The organism is Clostridium sp. Marseille-QA1073 (assembly GCF_054863625.1).
Genome location: NZ_JBSVQM010000004.1, coordinates 157,523 through 172,751 on the forward strand (window position 1 = coordinate 157,523; position 15,229 = coordinate 172,751).

At 30.3% G+C, this 15,229-nt stretch carries 13 protein-coding genes and 2 pseudogenes; 14 read left to right on the forward strand and 1 reads right to left on the reverse strand.

Translation table 11 applies throughout. From position 1 onward, the window contains the following. Positions 1-312: 312 nt before the first annotated feature. The 4 genes from ACY1IQ_RS05250 to ACY1IQ_RS05265 are packed head-to-tail and all read left to right on the forward strand — an operon-like array spanning position 313 to position 2,066. Positions 313-681, forward strand: a complete 369-nt coding sequence (locus tag ACY1IQ_RS05250; protein WP_461612972.1) for a GntR family transcriptional regulator — start codon at positions 313-315, stop codon at positions 679-681. A 13-nt stretch (positions 682-694) separates the two neighbouring features. Further along, a complete protein-coding gene (locus ACY1IQ_RS05255) occupies positions 695-847 on the forward strand; it encodes a hypothetical protein (RefSeq protein WP_461612973.1) in 153 nt (50 codons plus the stop codon). 35 nt (positions 848-882) lie between these two features. Then, positions 883-1,428 (forward strand): hypothetical protein, encoded by a 546-nt coding sequence (locus ACY1IQ_RS05260; RefSeq protein ID WP_461612974.1) that lies wholly within the window; start codon positions 883-885, stop codon positions 1,426-1,428. Beyond that, positions 1,425-2,066: a DUF5808 domain-containing protein gene (locus ACY1IQ_RS05265; protein ID WP_461612975.1), complete on the forward strand. Its 642-nt coding sequence runs from the start codon at positions 1,425-1,427 to the stop codon at positions 2,064-2,066. Before ACY1IQ_RS05260 ends, ACY1IQ_RS05265 begins: the two co-directional genes overlap by 4 nt. A 1,050-nt stretch (positions 2,067-3,116) precedes the next feature. Here the strand turns inward: ACY1IQ_RS05265 and ACY1IQ_RS05270 are convergent. Further along, a complete protein-coding gene (locus ACY1IQ_RS05270; RefSeq protein WP_461612976.1) occupies positions 3,117-3,980 on the reverse strand; it encodes an AraC family transcriptional regulator in 864 nt (287 codons plus the stop codon). 672 nt (positions 3,981-4,652) lie between these two features. On the opposite strand from ACY1IQ_RS05270, the pseudogene tnpA reads away from it, so the two are divergent. From tnpA to ACY1IQ_RS05320, 10 genes and pseudogenes are all read left to right on the forward strand, one after another. Next, positions 4,653-5,107: pseudogene (tnpA, locus tag ACY1IQ_RS05275) on the forward strand (IS200/IS605 family transposase). Positions 5,108-5,323: 216 nt separating this feature from the next. Next, a complete protein-coding gene (gene tsaA, locus ACY1IQ_RS05280; RefSeq protein ID WP_461612977.1) occupies positions 5,324-5,800 on the forward strand; it encodes a tRNA (N6-threonylcarbamoyladenosine(37)-N6)-methyltransferase TrmO in 477 nt (158 codons plus the stop codon). A gap of 226 nt (positions 5,801-6,026) precedes the next feature. Continuing rightward, positions 6,027-6,842 carry a MerR family transcriptional regulator gene (locus ACY1IQ_RS05285; RefSeq protein WP_461612978.1) on the forward strand — a complete coding sequence of 272 codons (816 nt, stop codon included), beginning with the start codon at positions 6,027-6,029 and terminating at the stop codon, positions 6,840-6,842. Between the two features lie 1,519 nt (positions 6,843-8,361). Continuing rightward, entirely contained in the window at positions 8,362-8,688 is a 327-nt protein-coding gene (locus ACY1IQ_RS05290; protein ID WP_461612979.1) for an Hsp33 family molecular chaperone HslO, read from the forward strand. 141 nt (positions 8,689-8,829) lie between these two features. Continuing rightward, positions 8,830-9,309: pseudogene (locus ACY1IQ_RS05295) on the forward strand (MerR family transcriptional regulator). Between the two features lie 381 nt (positions 9,310-9,690). Then, positions 9,691-10,515 (forward strand): helix-turn-helix domain-containing protein, encoded by an 825-nt coding sequence (locus ACY1IQ_RS05300; protein ID WP_039630968.1) that lies wholly within the window; start codon positions 9,691-9,693, stop codon positions 10,513-10,515. Positions 10,516-10,612: 97 nt separating this feature from the next. Further along, positions 10,613-11,599 carry an ABC transporter substrate-binding protein gene (locus ACY1IQ_RS05305; protein WP_461612980.1) on the forward strand — a complete coding sequence of 329 codons (987 nt, stop codon included), beginning with the start codon at positions 10,613-10,615 and terminating at the stop codon, positions 11,597-11,599. Between the two features lie 149 nt (positions 11,600-11,748). After that, the gene (locus tag ACY1IQ_RS05310; protein ID WP_461613051.1) at positions 11,749-12,750 is read left to right on the forward strand and encodes a FecCD family ABC transporter permease; all 1,002 of its coding nucleotides are present in this window, start codon (positions 11,749-11,751) and stop codon (positions 12,748-12,750) included. Then, entirely contained in the window at positions 12,750-13,787 is a 1,038-nt protein-coding gene (locus ACY1IQ_RS05315) for a FecCD family ABC transporter permease (protein ID WP_461612981.1), read from the forward strand. The genes ACY1IQ_RS05310 and ACY1IQ_RS05315 overlap by 1 nt, the downstream gene beginning before the upstream one ends. 17 nt (positions 13,788-13,804) lie before the next feature. Further along, positions 13,805-14,593 carry an ABC transporter ATP-binding protein gene (locus ACY1IQ_RS05320; protein WP_039630978.1) on the forward strand — a complete coding sequence of 263 codons (789 nt, stop codon included), beginning with the start codon at positions 13,805-13,807 and terminating at the stop codon, positions 14,591-14,593. The last annotated feature ends 636 nt before the right edge of the window (positions 14,594-15,229 follow it).

Here is a 15,229-nt window from a genome sequence, read left to right on the forward strand (position 1 = left end):
TAAGGATTAAATAGTAATAAATTAGTATTAAGCAAATTTAATTTTAAAGTGTATAATAAAAGTTCACATTACTCCTTAGAGTCTTGTAAATGCAAGCCTTTGAGGAGTTTTTTTACTTTATTAAATAGGTAATTGAATAAAACTATAACTTAGAAAAATTCCTCAAAAGTTTTCATTCTCGCAGTATCTAATTTTTATTTAACAATAAAATTAAAAAATAATTATGATTTGAATTTTAGTATATTTGTTATAATATATATATAACAAATATAACATATAGAATAGATCTTAGGATTTAAAGGTGGTGGTGATTTGATTAAGATATTATTCCATAGTGAAACTCCAATATATATACAATTAAAAAATGAAATTATTAAAGCCATTGCAAGAGGTGAGCTAGAAGAGGGGGAAGCTCTTCCATCTATTAGGGATTTAAGTGTAGATATTGGAGTGAATCTTCATACTATCAATAAGGCTTATAATCTTTTAAAAGATGAGGGGTACTTATCAATAGATAGAAGAAAAGGCGCTATGGTAAATGTTAATAAGGATAATAAGAAAGATTTCTTAAATTCCATAGATGAGGAATTAGAAGTTTTTTTATGCAGGTGCATATGTAAAGGAGTTAGCAAAGAAGAAATAATTAAGTTAATTAGCGACAAATATGATGATATTAAATAGGTAGGTGATTTTTGTGAAAGCAGAAATTTTAATAATTATAATTATAATGATAATAACCTATATTCCTCTTTTCTTTATACAGAACTTTTCTCAAAGGGCTGTTTTTTATGGGGTTAGAATTCCATTGGGATTTGAGAAAAAAGAAGACTTGATAAAAGAAATTTAAATATATGCTTTTTATTAACTGTACTTTTAAGTATATTGATAATGATCAAAGTAAGTGAAGAGTACTGGTCAATTATACTTATATTCAGTGTATTTTTATTTATATTTGAGAGCAATTGGTGCTTTTATAAGGCTAATAAAAGAGTAAAAATCATTAAAAAAAGAGAAAGCTGGGGAGATTTGTTAACTTATGAGAATATAGTGGTAGTGGATATAAAGGCTAAGAGCAGAAATTATGAAAAGTTAAGTAAATGGTATTTTACCCCTCCAATTTTACTTTTTCTATTAGTGTTTTTTATGGCATTAAGAAACTGGAAAGAAGTAGAAATTATAGGGTTAATAAGTTTTATCTTTACAATAATTGTATTGTTCTTTAGTTTTCTATCAATTAGCAAATCAAAGCAAAACTTAAATGGAGGAAATGTTGAAGATATAAGAGTTCAAAGTATGAAATTTAGAAGGATAATGTCAATATTTATAATTACGATTACTTATGCTATAGCCATACTTTTTACTGCAACAAATTTAGGAAATATGAATTTAATATCAACTAAAATGAGTTTATTATCACAACAACTATGATTATATTTAGTATAATTTTAGGGGTTGCATTGATTATATATAGCTATAAAGTGGGACAAAGCGGAAAAAATATTTCAATAGAGAAAGATGGGCAGGATAAAGATACATTAATTATTAATAGAGAAGATGATGATAATTACATTTTTGGTATGATTTATTATAATCCAAATGATCCAGCATTTTTTGTAGAAAAGAGAGCAGGCGTAGGTTGGACTGTAAATGTTGCACATCCTATGGGAAAAATAGCTATGGCTCTTACAGCATTATTGATAATAGGAACTATTGTGATGGTAGTTTACGCGTCCACTTCAATGAAAGTTGATTTACAAATAAGAGGACAGGTTGTAGCTATTAAAGGTATGTACTCTGAAAATATAGATAGAAAAGATATAGTAGAATTGTCCTTTGAAAACTCTCTTCCTCCAATAGCTGTTAGACAAAATGGAGCAGTCATTGGAAACAAAAAGTTGGGATACTTTAGAAGAAAAGATGGAGAAAAGGTTAAATTATTTATAGAAGATGATAAAAATTCAGTAATTAAAATAGTTACAAAGGAAAAAACTATTTATATAAATTACGAAGAGAAGGAAAAGACAGAAGTTCTCTTCAATGAGTTAAAGGATTTAAAAGATAAGTAGGTATATAAAAAAGAACATTTACAATATTTTAAAAGAATAACTATAACATTTGCGAAGTAGTTTTCACAGAAACACTATCTTAAACTAAAGTGTGATTATACCTACTTGACTATTATTATAATTTTAAAATTACTCTCATAATAAAAAATTAGATTTTAAATTGTACCCTCAAATTTTTTTCATTATGAGGGCATTTAAAATCTAGTTTTTATTAACTCTCATTCAATTTTAAGGATAAGCAATATAGGATAAAACTATTGGTTTTGCCACGTTATAAAGGGATTTAAAAGGATCAAAAAACAGCAAAATTAATATAAGTAGTGCACAAAAAGTGCAGTGGGCGCTTCAATGAGGTAACTTAATTTTAAGTTACCTCATTCTTTGCAAATTTCGATATCGTAACATTCAAAAAGACTTAGGCTCTGGTACCAAATTTCTAAGGCTATATGTGCTACTCCCACTCCATGATAAACTGATTTTAGAAATAAACTGATTTGATTAAAAATGTTCATCCTCGTAACCATTGGTGTTAGGAGTTTTTTGTGCTTTCAAACAGTTAGTGTAAACGGACGGAATCGAACCGTCATGATTTCACCCTAAAAATCTCCCTAGTTTTATTCCCTTGTCCATCACTTTCAATTGAATATATTATTAACGTATTTAGAAATTCTAATAAAATATTAATTATAATTGAATTTAAAATTCCCTAAAAAATGGGGGGCTTAATTTATATATTACATTTATGATTCAGCTCTTTTTCTATTTTTGGAAATTACATTTATCTAATTAATATTCAAGATATGACGTTGTACTTCCCTGGATATCCTCTCAATCTATTCAATTTGGTAGTTGGGGAAATCTATCTTATTTTATCGTCTAGAAGGAATTTTAGGTTTATAACACGCTAAAAGCTTATTGAACCACGTGCATAGCATATGGTTTTCAAATACATCAAAAGGCCAGTCTGAAAATTTTGACTGGTCTAATATGGTGAATGAAGTTTTAACGTAACAACACTTCTGTAAATATATTAATAATCGAAGTTTATCGTTAACTTTTTTTCTTTACTGGTATCCAAATTTCGCTATACACATTTTCCGTTGTACCATTGTGCTTTGTAAAAGAAATTCCAGGTATATCTACTACTTCATAATCCGAAGAAGGCAACCATTCAGAATAAATTTTTGCGGTAGTTTCTTGAAGCGTAGCAGGAAATGGTCCTTGATTCGGAAAAATTGCCCATAAACTTTCTTCAATAGAAATTTGCTCTAAATCATCAAATGTATTTTCTTTTGTAGTTGCAAAGCCAATCATATGAGTTAAATAGCCTTTTTCTTCCAAGAAACCATCATCAAAGTCATAGGATACATTCAAGACTTGATTAGGATATAAATCAGCTAATTGATGCATTTCATTTCTTTGTTGCTCGTTAATTGACTGGGCTAGTTCTAAGATTGCATTATTTTCACCTTCGAATTGAATTGGCACTCTTTTCGATAGTCCTACTATATTAAACTTTTCTTTTTTCTCAATTTTGAATTCCATGGAAATTCCTCCTCTTATATCTATAAAGAATGAAAATTTGGGAAATGATTTTTGAAATTTGTTTTTAATTACTTCTGAAGGTAAAAAACCACTCCATTCTCGAAAGGCTCTTGAAAATCCTTCTATAGATTGATAACCATATTTATAGGCAACATCTGTAACTTTTGCGCCGTTTATTAATTCAACATTCGCAACTGATAACCTTCTATTTTTGATATACTCATTTAATGACATTCCAGCCATATACGAAAACATTCTTTTAAAATGGTAATCAGATAGTCCTACAATTTTTGATATATCTTTTCCAGAGATTTCTTCCGTTAAATGTGTTTCGATGTAATCCATTAAATTATTGAATTCTTGTAACATTCATTTCCCTCCTTTACAAATATATAATATCGTGAAAATTTATTTTTCACTTGACATTTTTTATACGGTTTTTATCGGAACATATCTTCCAGTATTATTGTCACTTAAACAAGCAGCTCATAACATTCTTTATTAGTCATAATAACCTTACATCGTTATCAAATATACTCAGCTTGTGGAGAATGCTTTTCACTGCAAATACTATTACCTTAATAAATAGCGACTATACTTACTTGAATATTATTATAGCACTAAATTACTATCTACATTTAAAAGCTAAATTTTTATTGCTCTCGAGATGAAATAAACCTATGCGCATGAGTGAAAATCGAACTTCCTTTATTCTCATTCGATAAGTGCCAACATTATTTAATGCAAATTTATTGACATAAAAACATTTGAAATCAGTTCTCATGTGAAAAATGAATGAGAATTTCTGTGAGGAAATGAGTGAGGATTTTGACTATTTAAACGTGATAGTATGATAGTGTGAAAAATAAAATCTAGGGGTAGAGTCGTTTAAGATTCTACCTTTTGTATATTGAAAACTACCTGCTACGCGGGTGAGTTCTGAAAAGCTTTAGCGATGAGTATGACAAAAAAGACCTCCTTTTGTTAAAATAGAAATGGTTTCGCCAGCCAAATCTAAAAAACAAAAGGAGGTCATCCAAAATGGATAGTAATAGTTTATCACACACAAAGTGGAACTGCAAATACCATATAGTATTCGCACCAAAATTTAGAAGGAAAGAAATATATGGGGAAAAGAAAGCCGAGATAGGGAAGATATTAAGACAATTGTGTGATTGGAAAGGTGTGAAATAATAGAAGCAAATGCATGTGTGGATCATATACATATGTTGGTTTCAATTCCACTGAAAATGAGTGTATCAAGTTTTGTGGGTTTTCTTAAAGGTAAAAGCAGCTTAATGATATTTGAGAAATTTGCAAATTTAAAATATAAATATGGAAATAGGCACTTCTGGTGTAGAGGATTTTACGTAGATACAGTAGGGCACAATAAAAAGGCAATAGAAGAATATATACAAAATCAGCAAAAAGAAGATATGATGTCAGATCAAATAAGTATAAAAGAATATATGGACCCTTTTAAGGGTAGCAAGTAACAAAAGATGCAGCTGGCGGAACAAAAAAGCGTCTTAAGGCGCAATGCTGGTAAAATGTCCTTATAGGACGATAGAAATACCATCAGCTAAGCTGGTGGATTCTTATTAAAAAACTATCTGTGAAATACATATTACATTTTCTATATTGACTCTCACATGATGTCAGGGTGTACAGTGGATTTAGAAGAAAATAAGAATCATGTGGAGGAATGAGTTATGAAAAATTTTCAAGTAAGTCCTATTGGAAAAATTAATGCCGATGAGAAGGAAATGTTTATTGAAATTAAACCAAATTATATTCCAGCTCTACAAGCATTAGATGGATTTAGTCATATTAATGTGATTTGGTGGTTTAGCGACTTTGATAATGAAGAGGCAAGAAATACACTTGAAGTATCACAGCCATATAAAAAGTCTCCAGATATAATGGGAATATTTGCTACAAGGTCACCTGTTCGTCCAAATCCTATTGCCTTGACTGCAGTGCAAGTTATCCATATTGACTATGAGAAAGGTATTATTCAAATTCCTTATATTGATGCTAATAATGGTACACCTGTACTTGACATAAAACCATATACACCGAGCATTGACAGAGTTGAAACTCCTGGTGTACCAGAATGGTGCAGCCATTGGCCAAAAAGTTTAGAGGAATCTTGCAGTTTTAATTGGGAAAAGGAATTCAATTTCTAGTTTTATATGTAGGTTGATAGAGGAATTATAAACTATCGACCTTTTTTGTCATATCAAAATATAAAATTTAGAAGTTAAATAGGGAGCTACTAAAAGTAATAAATATAAAAATTGTTTTATTTATGATTTTGTTTAATAATATTGAGATATGCATTGCGTCATGAATAAAGTATGTTGAAGTTTAATAGAACAAGCACTATAATATCTCGATATAGAGGTGATAGTAATGTTTAAGATAGGTGAGTTTTCTAAATTAACCCAAGTATCAGTTAGAATGCTAAGATATTATGATGAAACTGGTCTATTAAAACCTGCAAAAATAGATAAAATTTCCGGCTATAGGCTATATTCTACAGAGCAAATTCCTATTCTCAATAAAATTATTTTTCTACGGGATATAGGATTTAATGTATCAGAAATTGCAATTGCACTTAGTCGCTGGGATAATACTTTTATTACAAATCAACTTGAAAATAAACGTTTAGAAATTGAGAATATCATTAAGAAAGAACAGGATAAATTGAGTAAGATAGAATTAGCAATGAAAGATATTCAAGAGAAAAAAATGTCAATTCACTACAATGTTACTATTAAAAGCATACCTAGTTATAAAGTTCTTTCTTTGAGAAAAGTAATTCCTGATTATTATGCTGAAGGTGAGCTTTGGAAAGAAATGTTTGAGTTTGCAAATGAAAATAATATTTCAATTTCCAATAATACTTTTTCTATCTATCATGATACAGAATATAAAGAAAGGGATGTTGATGTTGAACTATGTGCACCTGTAGACAAAACAGGAGAAAATATGAATGGATTTGTATATCGCAATACAGAACCTATACCAATAATGGCTTGCACAATGGTATATGGTGAGTTTAAGAATATTGCTAATGCATTTCTAGCCTTTGCCAATTGGTTACAGGAACATAATCAATATAAAATGACTGGGCAGAACAGGCAAATTGTTCATCGTGGACCATGGAACGAGAAAAATCCTGATAAATACTTAACTGAAATTCAAATTCCATTGGATAAAATATAGTAATTTATATAAAAGTCATCTACATAATGTAGGTGATTTCTTTATATCCATTTTTAGGACGTAAACATAATGAAAATACCAATAATATCTAAGGGACGGTTCATAATTATACCTTAGTAAATTTAGATTACAGTGGTAAACTTACCAAGAGAAGGCTATGAAAAATCACTATTTCAAGCTCTAGTTAAAATATAAGCACAAAAATAGTCTATATCTAATGTAATCCGGCAATTCTAGCAAGAGATTTAAAAATCCTAGACAAACTAGGCTACAAAACTCTAGAAGTATAACCAATAGACATGTTCCCACAGACGGCTCATGTGGAGTGTATAGTTCTGATGACGAATTGTAGCCATAAGGATAAATAAGATGGTTTGACCACAAGATGTTGTGGTCTCAAGAGAAAAAACCCCTAAAAATGTGAATTGCATAAAGGAAAATCCAAAGACATCGAGTTAAAGCCTTGGTGTCTCTTTTATATAAAAATGTAAAAGTTATACTATCATATATATAATCTCCGCCACTGGATTTTTTGGAACTGGAGCCGTCCGATTATGAGAGTATCCTGTTTTTACACAAGAACAAACAGGTCATACTTAGCTATTCCAAACTTGGGAACGGTCGTATTGCTCCTTAAAAATTTCATATAATATTCATGCGACTTAAGATACTACGGACAGCATTTTGTAGTGCACGATTATCATAGGTCCTCCAACAATCCTGTACAGTAATCGCTTCGTCATGGTAATCAGGCCATGGAAAATCATTATCTTCATCTAAAATCTCCCACACGCTGATTGACTTTATCTGAGGGAATGTTCTTGAAGAAAAGCCCCACATGTAGGACATACATATACTGCTATATCTTCATCCAATACTCTGCTCATATTTGTGCTGTAACAGCCTGTAATGTGCATGTCAAATCATCTTTTCAGATAGTTTTGAATTTTATCACTATTTATAGGTGAATGTGCAGTGTATTTGCACCCCGGAAAATAAATTAATGACATAGTAACCACTCCTTTATCAATATATAGGTCCCAACTATGTTCATAATTACATTCTGTTATGTCAATCTGCTTTATACTATAAAGACCTACTAATTAGATATTATTATATATTATTTAAGTATGGAAGTAAAACAAATCCCGCAAATGGGACAACTTTTCAACTTCTCCTAAAAAGGGTTTATTAACTCCTAGATTCTGATGGAACTGTAGAGCAATTAAAGTTTAAGCTGGAGGAGACTGTTAAGGACACAAATACTCGTATGAAGAAAGTGGATGTTAATGTTCCTTACCCATCAAGTGAACACGTTGAGACGGTTGTGCTGATAGAGAAAAAATAGGTTGATTTCAAGGGGTTTAGAAGGTTTTGACTAATTACACTGTGATATAGATGGTAGTGGTAATATTCATTGTTCATTTTCTTCTAATCTAAAGGTATTCCATGGAGGATTTATAGATTTAGTAGGAGAATGTGCACTTCTTTACATTACTAGAGAAAGCTGGATAGAGGGATGTTTACTGGAACAGTAGAACTAAAATCCAATTCAGTAGAACACTGCTTTTCAGACTTTTATTCTAAGAATGAGCAGATAGATACTATATTTAGAATTTGGATAAGCAATGGAATCGTGAGAGGTTTGATGATACAACCCTTATCTTTTTATAGTAATGATAAGTTAAATAATGTGGTTGAAAGTGTTGATAATAATAAGATATACTTAAGTACAGGTAAATGCTCAAAGTTACAGAACAAGGCCTTTTCATACGCAGATGTAATAGAAGAGTATACATTGCAAACAGAATGTAGTTGTTCAAAGGAAATGTTTTTTGCTTATTAACGTCAGTTGATACAGATGAACTGAAAGAATCGATTCAAATGAATAAAGATGAAGAATTAGAATGTGGAATATGTGGAAAGAAGTATGTATTTGATAGAAATGACTTAGAAGCCATAGCTAAAATAAAAGTGAAGGAACAAGGTGGAAAATTATCTTAAAATTGGTGAACTAGCAAATATAACTGATGTAACAGTTAGAATACTACATTATTATGATGAAGTTAGTTTGCTAAAACCCGTTTAGGTAACGGATACAGGTAATAGATTATATAACTTGGAAAGCATTACAGAATTATATCTAATCATAGCTATGAAAGATCTAGGCTTCAATCTTGATGAAATAAAGGATTTAATTATTACTAAAAATATTGATGTTCATAAACTCGTTGATATTCAACTTTCTAGTATTCAAGAGGAAATTGCTCATAAACAATTGCTTTTAACCAAGTTGCTTAAGCTAAAGCAAAAACTTAAAAATAATAACTATGTTTCAACAGAAGATTTTCAAAGAATTGTACCATTTATTAACTCATTAGCGGATCAATATTTTACCAAGGAACAATTTGATAAAATGAGAAACTACCATGAAAGCCTTAATCACGAATCAGAGATTACTTCATAATGGATGAAATTTATCTTGAAACTAGAGATTTGTTACAAAAACAAATTACCTAAAACAGATCCTGATGCAATAGATTGTGTATCATACTGGAGGAAAATGACTGCCCATTTTATTGGAGATGATCGGCAAATGGAAAATACTATTTTGTCTTCCATTCTACACAAGAAAGTAATCAGTTTAAATACGGTTTAACGGAGGAACTTTATCAGTATTTAATGAGTTTAATGGTTTAAAACTTGGAAAATTTATTTAAACAAATTGCGTGTAAGCTCTGTACATCACATAAAAATTGAGAAAAAATACTGATTTGTGGTCATATATTTAAGGACATCTTATAGATGATATGGGGTAACCAATATATATTTTATGGAGTGATTAAAAATGAAAATGGATATAAATAAATTAGCAGAATATTTGACTAATGTTTCCATTAATATAGAAGGAATATATCGTTTTACTCATAAACCAGGAAAAACATGGCCAAAATATACAGAACCATTTGCGGGATTTATATTTCCTTTAAGTGGGAGATTAGAATTTATATTTAATGGAGAATCTTATATTTTTGAACCAGGGAAAGTAATTCATGGTGGAGCAAGAATGGATTTATTAGAAGGAAAAATAGAAACGGAAGAATGGGAATATTTACTTGTATTATATGATGTAAAGGCTAGTGATAATGAAGATACTTCAATTTCGTCTTCTCATTTTGAATTAGAAATAGGCAACTCCCAAAGGTTATATGATTTGCTAGAGCGTTTATGGAAAGTATCTTTTCAATCAGGAGGAATTCCAGCATTTCAAACCAAAGTATTATTTTACAATGTAATAGAAGAGGTTTTTACATGTGTTAGAAATCAAGATAAAGATAGTTCAAAAGAATTATTTAAAAGTGTATCAAAATATATCCATGAACATTATAATGATGAACTGACTATTTTAAATTTAGCTAAACAAAATAATGTAAATAGAAATAGACTTTTTTATGTATTTAAAAAATATGCAGGAATAGGACCTGGTGAATATATAGTTAGATACCGATTAAATAGAGCTCGTGAAATACTAATGGTAGAAAATTTATTAATTCAGGAAATTTCTGAAGTTGTAGGATTCAATGATTCATTTTATTTTAGTCGAGCATTTAAAAAACAGTTTGGTTTTTCGCCTACTGAATATAGAAAAAAACTCATAAATAATCCAGTTTAATTTAAGTATCAGTGCATTCAAAAAAGATTATTGTATTGTTATACTAATCCATAGAGTTAGCATATGCTAACAGAACTAAAATGGAGGAGTATATTTTATGAAAAAAGTGTTGGGAGTTATGTTTTCGTTATTAATACTAATGGGATTGATAACGGGATGTAATAGTAATAAAGAAGAAGTAGCAAAAGAAAATAAAGTTGTTACTGAAGAAACGGAATCAGTAACTGAGAATACAGATTGGCCAAGAACTATTGTAGATTTTGCTGGAAATGAAGTAGTAATAGAAAAAAAACCTGAAAAAATAGTATCTCTTTGGTATTCATATCCTGAAATATTAGCATCTTTAGGACAAATGCCAATAGCAACTACTGAAAGCAAATTTTTATCATCTTTAGTTTATTTAAAAGATGTAAAAGGAATGGAAACAGTTGAAGAATTAGGAGATAAACTAGCACCTAATGTAGAGAAAGTTATAGAATTAGAGCCAGATATTATATTTGCTACAACTAACCATGAAGAAATTTATGATACTATATTTAAAATAGCACCAGTAGTTGTGTTAGATAGAGAAGCTTTTTATAAAGATTGGCGTGTAGGGGTTAGAACTATAGGAGAAGTTTTAGGAGAAGAAGAAGAAGCAGAACTTGTTATAGAAAATATTATGACAAAAATGGCTGATGGACGTAAATCTTTAAAATCTATTGAAGGAGAAACTGTTGCTTTAATAAAAACTTGGGATGGAAAAAGTTATTATATAGAAAGTCCAAAAGATCCATCTTATGTATATGCTTTTGATAAAGAATTGGGACTAGGACTTACTCCAGACCCATCATTTGTTGAAATGGCTGATAAAAATGTTTCTGTGGAAGGTTTGTCAAAGATTCAAGCGGATCATATTTTTCTTGAAGCAGACATTAGTTTAAATGAAACTATTTTAAAGGATTTAGAAAATAATAGTGTTTGGAATTCACTTAAAGCTGTAAAAAATGGAAATGTGCATTTCTTAGATATTTCTGCAATTACAGGAGGACCATTGGCGACAGAATATGGTGTGAGTTCAATTATAGAAGCCTTAAGTAAGTAGATAATAAGTTATTTTAAAATCAGGTGTAACTTGTAGGATAAGGTTACCCTGATTTTTTCATGAATATAAGTTTTATTATGTAGGAAGGAGGAAAGATTGTGAGTGAATTATATAGTAATAAAAAAAATAAGGTAAATAATTTAAAAAGGATAAAAGATAATGCATTATTTTCTTGGATTATTATTTTTTTAGGAATTATGATTTTAATTTTAAGTATGCTATTTTCTATTACACAAGGAGCATTAAAGATACCAATAGGAACTGTTTATGAAGCTATATTTAATTTTAATTTGGAAGATACTAATCATTTAATAATCATTGATTTAAGAATACCTAGAGTAATAGCTAGCTCTTTAGTTGGAGCAGCTTTTGCAGTAGCAGGAGCGATCATGCAAGGGATTACTAGAAACCCAATGGCAGATTCAGGATTATTAGGACTTAATTCAGGAGCAGCTTTTGCACTAGCTATATGTCTTGCTTTTTTTCCAGATGCAGGATATATGAAGATTATAATTTTTTCATTTTTTGGTGCAGCTTTAGGTACTGTATTGGTAAATCTAGTCACTTCTTTTAAGAAAGGGAAAGTTACACCTATGAGGATAGTCTTAGCAGGTGCAGCAGTTAGTGCTTTATTAAGTGCTCTTGGGCAGGGTATTGCACTCTATTTTGATGTAGAACAGAATATTATGTTTTGGACGGCAGGGGGAGTGGCAGGATCTACTTGGGAGCAAATAAAAATTATGACTCCGTGGATAATATCTGCCTTAATAGGTGCAATTGTCCTCTCAAGGTCTATATCTTTACTGAGTTTAGGAGAGGATGTAGCTAAGGGATTAGGTTTAAATACTAAAGTTATAAATCTTATGTGTTCTATTATAGTTTTAATTTTAGCAGGAGCTTCTGTGTCAGTAGTTGGAGCAGTAGGTTTTGTAGGACTTATTATTCCGCATTTATCAAGATATTTAGTAGGAGTAGATTATCGTTTAGTAATTCCAACGTCTGCTATTTTAGGAGCGCTTTTAATGGTATTAGCAGATTTAGGTGCAAGAATGATAAATCCACCATTTGAAACACCTATAGGAGCATTGACAGCTCTTATTGGAGTGCCATTTTTTCTATATTTAGCACGTAACCAAAGGAGTGGATTATAATGACTGAACAACAGAAAAAAAATGAATTATATAAACGCAAGAGAGCTACACGACATGGAATTATTATTTCAACCTGTTTTCTTTTACTATTAATATCTTTTATTATAAGTATGAATACAGGATATATGAATCTTTCACCAAAAGACACACTACGAACATTTTTAGGAAATGGAACGGCAAAAGAAAGCCTTATACTTTTTGATCTACGTCTTCCGAGAATTATAATTTCTATGTTAGTAGGTGTAGGACTTTCTATATCAGGTTGTATAATACAAGGAGTATCTAGAAATCCACTAGCTGATCCGGGATTATTAGGTATTAATGCAGGAGCTGGATTAATGGTAATAATGTTTACTATGTTATTTGGTGCAAAATCCTTTTCGACAATTTTTACGCTACCGTTTTTAGCATTAATAGGAGCTGGACTCACTGCTGTATTGATATATTTACTCTCATATAAAAAAGAAGATGGAATAACGCCAATGAGATTAATTTTAACAGGAATAGCTGTACAAGCCGGAATTGCTGCATTGACAACGGTTTTAGTAGTAAAGTTAGATGATACCCAATTTAATTTAGTGGCTACGTGGCAGGCTGGAAGTATTTGGGGGAGCAACTGGAAATTTGTAATGTCCCTATTACCTTGGCTACTTTTTTTAATACCATATGCAATTTATAAATCACGAGTTCTTGATATTTTAAATTTTGGTGATGACATAGCTTGTGGACTGGGTACTTCAGTTGAAAAAGAGAGAAGAAAATTATTAGCAGTATCAGTAATGCTTGCAGCTTCATGTGTGTCAATTAGTGGAAATATAAGCTTTGTTGGACTTATTGCTCCACATTTAGCAAGAAGATTAGTTGGTCCTAAACATATTGTTTTAATACCTACTTGTGGACTAATAGGTGCTGTATTAGTTTCTATTTCAGATACTATTGCTCGTGTTATAATGCAGTCTACAGAAATTCCAACAGGGATAGTAGTAGCTATTATTGGAGCACCATATTTTCTATACTTACTTTCTAAAGAAAAGTAATAGAAGGAGGATAAATTGTGAAAAGTATTATGACAAAAAAATTATCTATTGCATACGAAGATAAACTTATAGTGGAAAACTTAGATATGGAAATTCCTCGTGGAAAGATTACAACTATTATAGGTCCTAACGGATGTGGTAAGTCCACAGTGCTTAAAGCAATCGGAAGAATTTTAAAACCTAAAAGTGGAGTAATACATTTAGATGGGAAAGATATTCATAGGTTAACTACTAAAGAAGTGGCTCAAAAAATGGCAATATTACCTCAAACTCCTCAGGCACCAGCAGGATTAACTGTTGGGGAACTAGTATCTTATGGAAGATTTCCTCATCAAAGAGGTTTTGGTACATTAAAAGAAGAAGATAAAGAAATAATTAGATGGGCATTAAATGTGACAAAGCTTGAAGCTATAGAAAATGAAAAAGTAGATAATTTATCTGGAGGACAAAGGCAAAGAGTTTGGATAGCAATGGCTTTAGCACAACAAACAGATTTGATTTTATTAGATGAACCTACTACCTACTTAGATTTATCTTATCAGCTTGAAGTATTGGAGTTATTAGATTTTTTAAATAAAGAAGAAAAATGCACTATTGTAATGGTTCTTCATGATTTAAATTTAGCAACACGCTTTGCAGACTATATGATAGCCATTCGTAGTGGGAAAATAATAAGCAGAGGAACTCCAGAAGAACTTATGACTTGGGAAGTATTAAAAGATACTTTTAATATAGATGCAGAAATAAATAAAGATTCACGAACAGGAAAGCCAACATGTGTTTCATATAATTTAATTAAATCTTAAAAGTTGAATTTCAAAAAGCAGTTTATGTACTGAATGATATACTCTATCCCTATACAAAAGCTTTATTATCGGTAATACTACAGCTCAATCCAATTACAGAAAAAATAAGAAAAATAAGGTTCATTTTCAAATGTTGGGGGAAGAAATTCCTTCCAACATTAATTATAGAACCAATTTTAATTCTAGAAATATTAAAATGTAACGCAAATTAGTAAATTTTTAATTACTGAAAGAGTGATAATTGGGATATAAATATACCCCTGACAGTGCAGCAAAAAGTATGAATAGATTAAGGATAATAAACTAATTTTTTAGAAATATACCTTTTCACCAAGGGGGTAATATAAATCTACGACATCATTACTGTACTCTCAAGGCATGTGGAGTGTATAGTTCTGATGACGAATTGTAGCCATAAGGATAAATAAGATGGTTTGACCACAAGATGTTGTGGTTTTAAAGTAAAAAACGAGCAAAAACCGGGCTGAAAAATGTATTTTTTAGCCCGATTTTTGATGGCATTTTATCAATATATATCTTTATGAATCCCATTTGAGTTAAGTATAACTCGTGATTTGATTCATCGTCTGCACTTTGAAAACCTCAAATAGCTAAAATGATAAGAAATCCATATTT

What these genes read in the sequence shown, in the direction of transcription:
- ACY1IQ_RS05290 (WP_461612979.1), top strand. Translation starts at nt 8,362, where the DNA reads ATGTTTACTGGAACAGTAGAACTAAAATCCAATTCAGTAGAACACTGC.
- ACY1IQ_RS05270 (WP_461612976.1), bottom strand. Translation starts at nt 3,980, where the DNA reads ATGTTACAAGAATTCAATAATTTAATGGATTACATCGAAACACATTTA.
- tsaA (WP_461612977.1), top strand. Translation starts at nt 5,324, where the DNA reads ATGAAAAATTTTCAAGTAAGTCCTATTGGAAAAATTAATGCCGATGAG.
- ACY1IQ_RS05285 (WP_461612978.1), top strand. Translation starts at nt 6,027, where the DNA reads ATGTTTAAGATAGGTGAGTTTTCTAAATTAACCCAAGTATCAGTTAGA.
- ACY1IQ_RS05265 (WP_461612975.1), top strand. Translation starts at nt 1,425, where the DNA reads ATGATTATATTTAGTATAATTTTAGGGGTTGCATTGATTATATATAGC.
- ACY1IQ_RS05315 (WP_461612981.1), top strand. Translation starts at nt 12,750, where the DNA reads ATGACTGAACAACAGAAAAAAAATGAATTATATAAACGCAAGAGAGCT.
- ACY1IQ_RS05300 (WP_039630968.1), top strand. Translation starts at nt 9,691, where the DNA reads ATGAAAATGGATATAAATAAATTAGCAGAATATTTGACTAATGTTTCC.
- ACY1IQ_RS05305 (WP_461612980.1), top strand. Translation starts at nt 10,613, where the DNA reads ATGAAAAAAGTGTTGGGAGTTATGTTTTCGTTATTAATACTAATGGGA.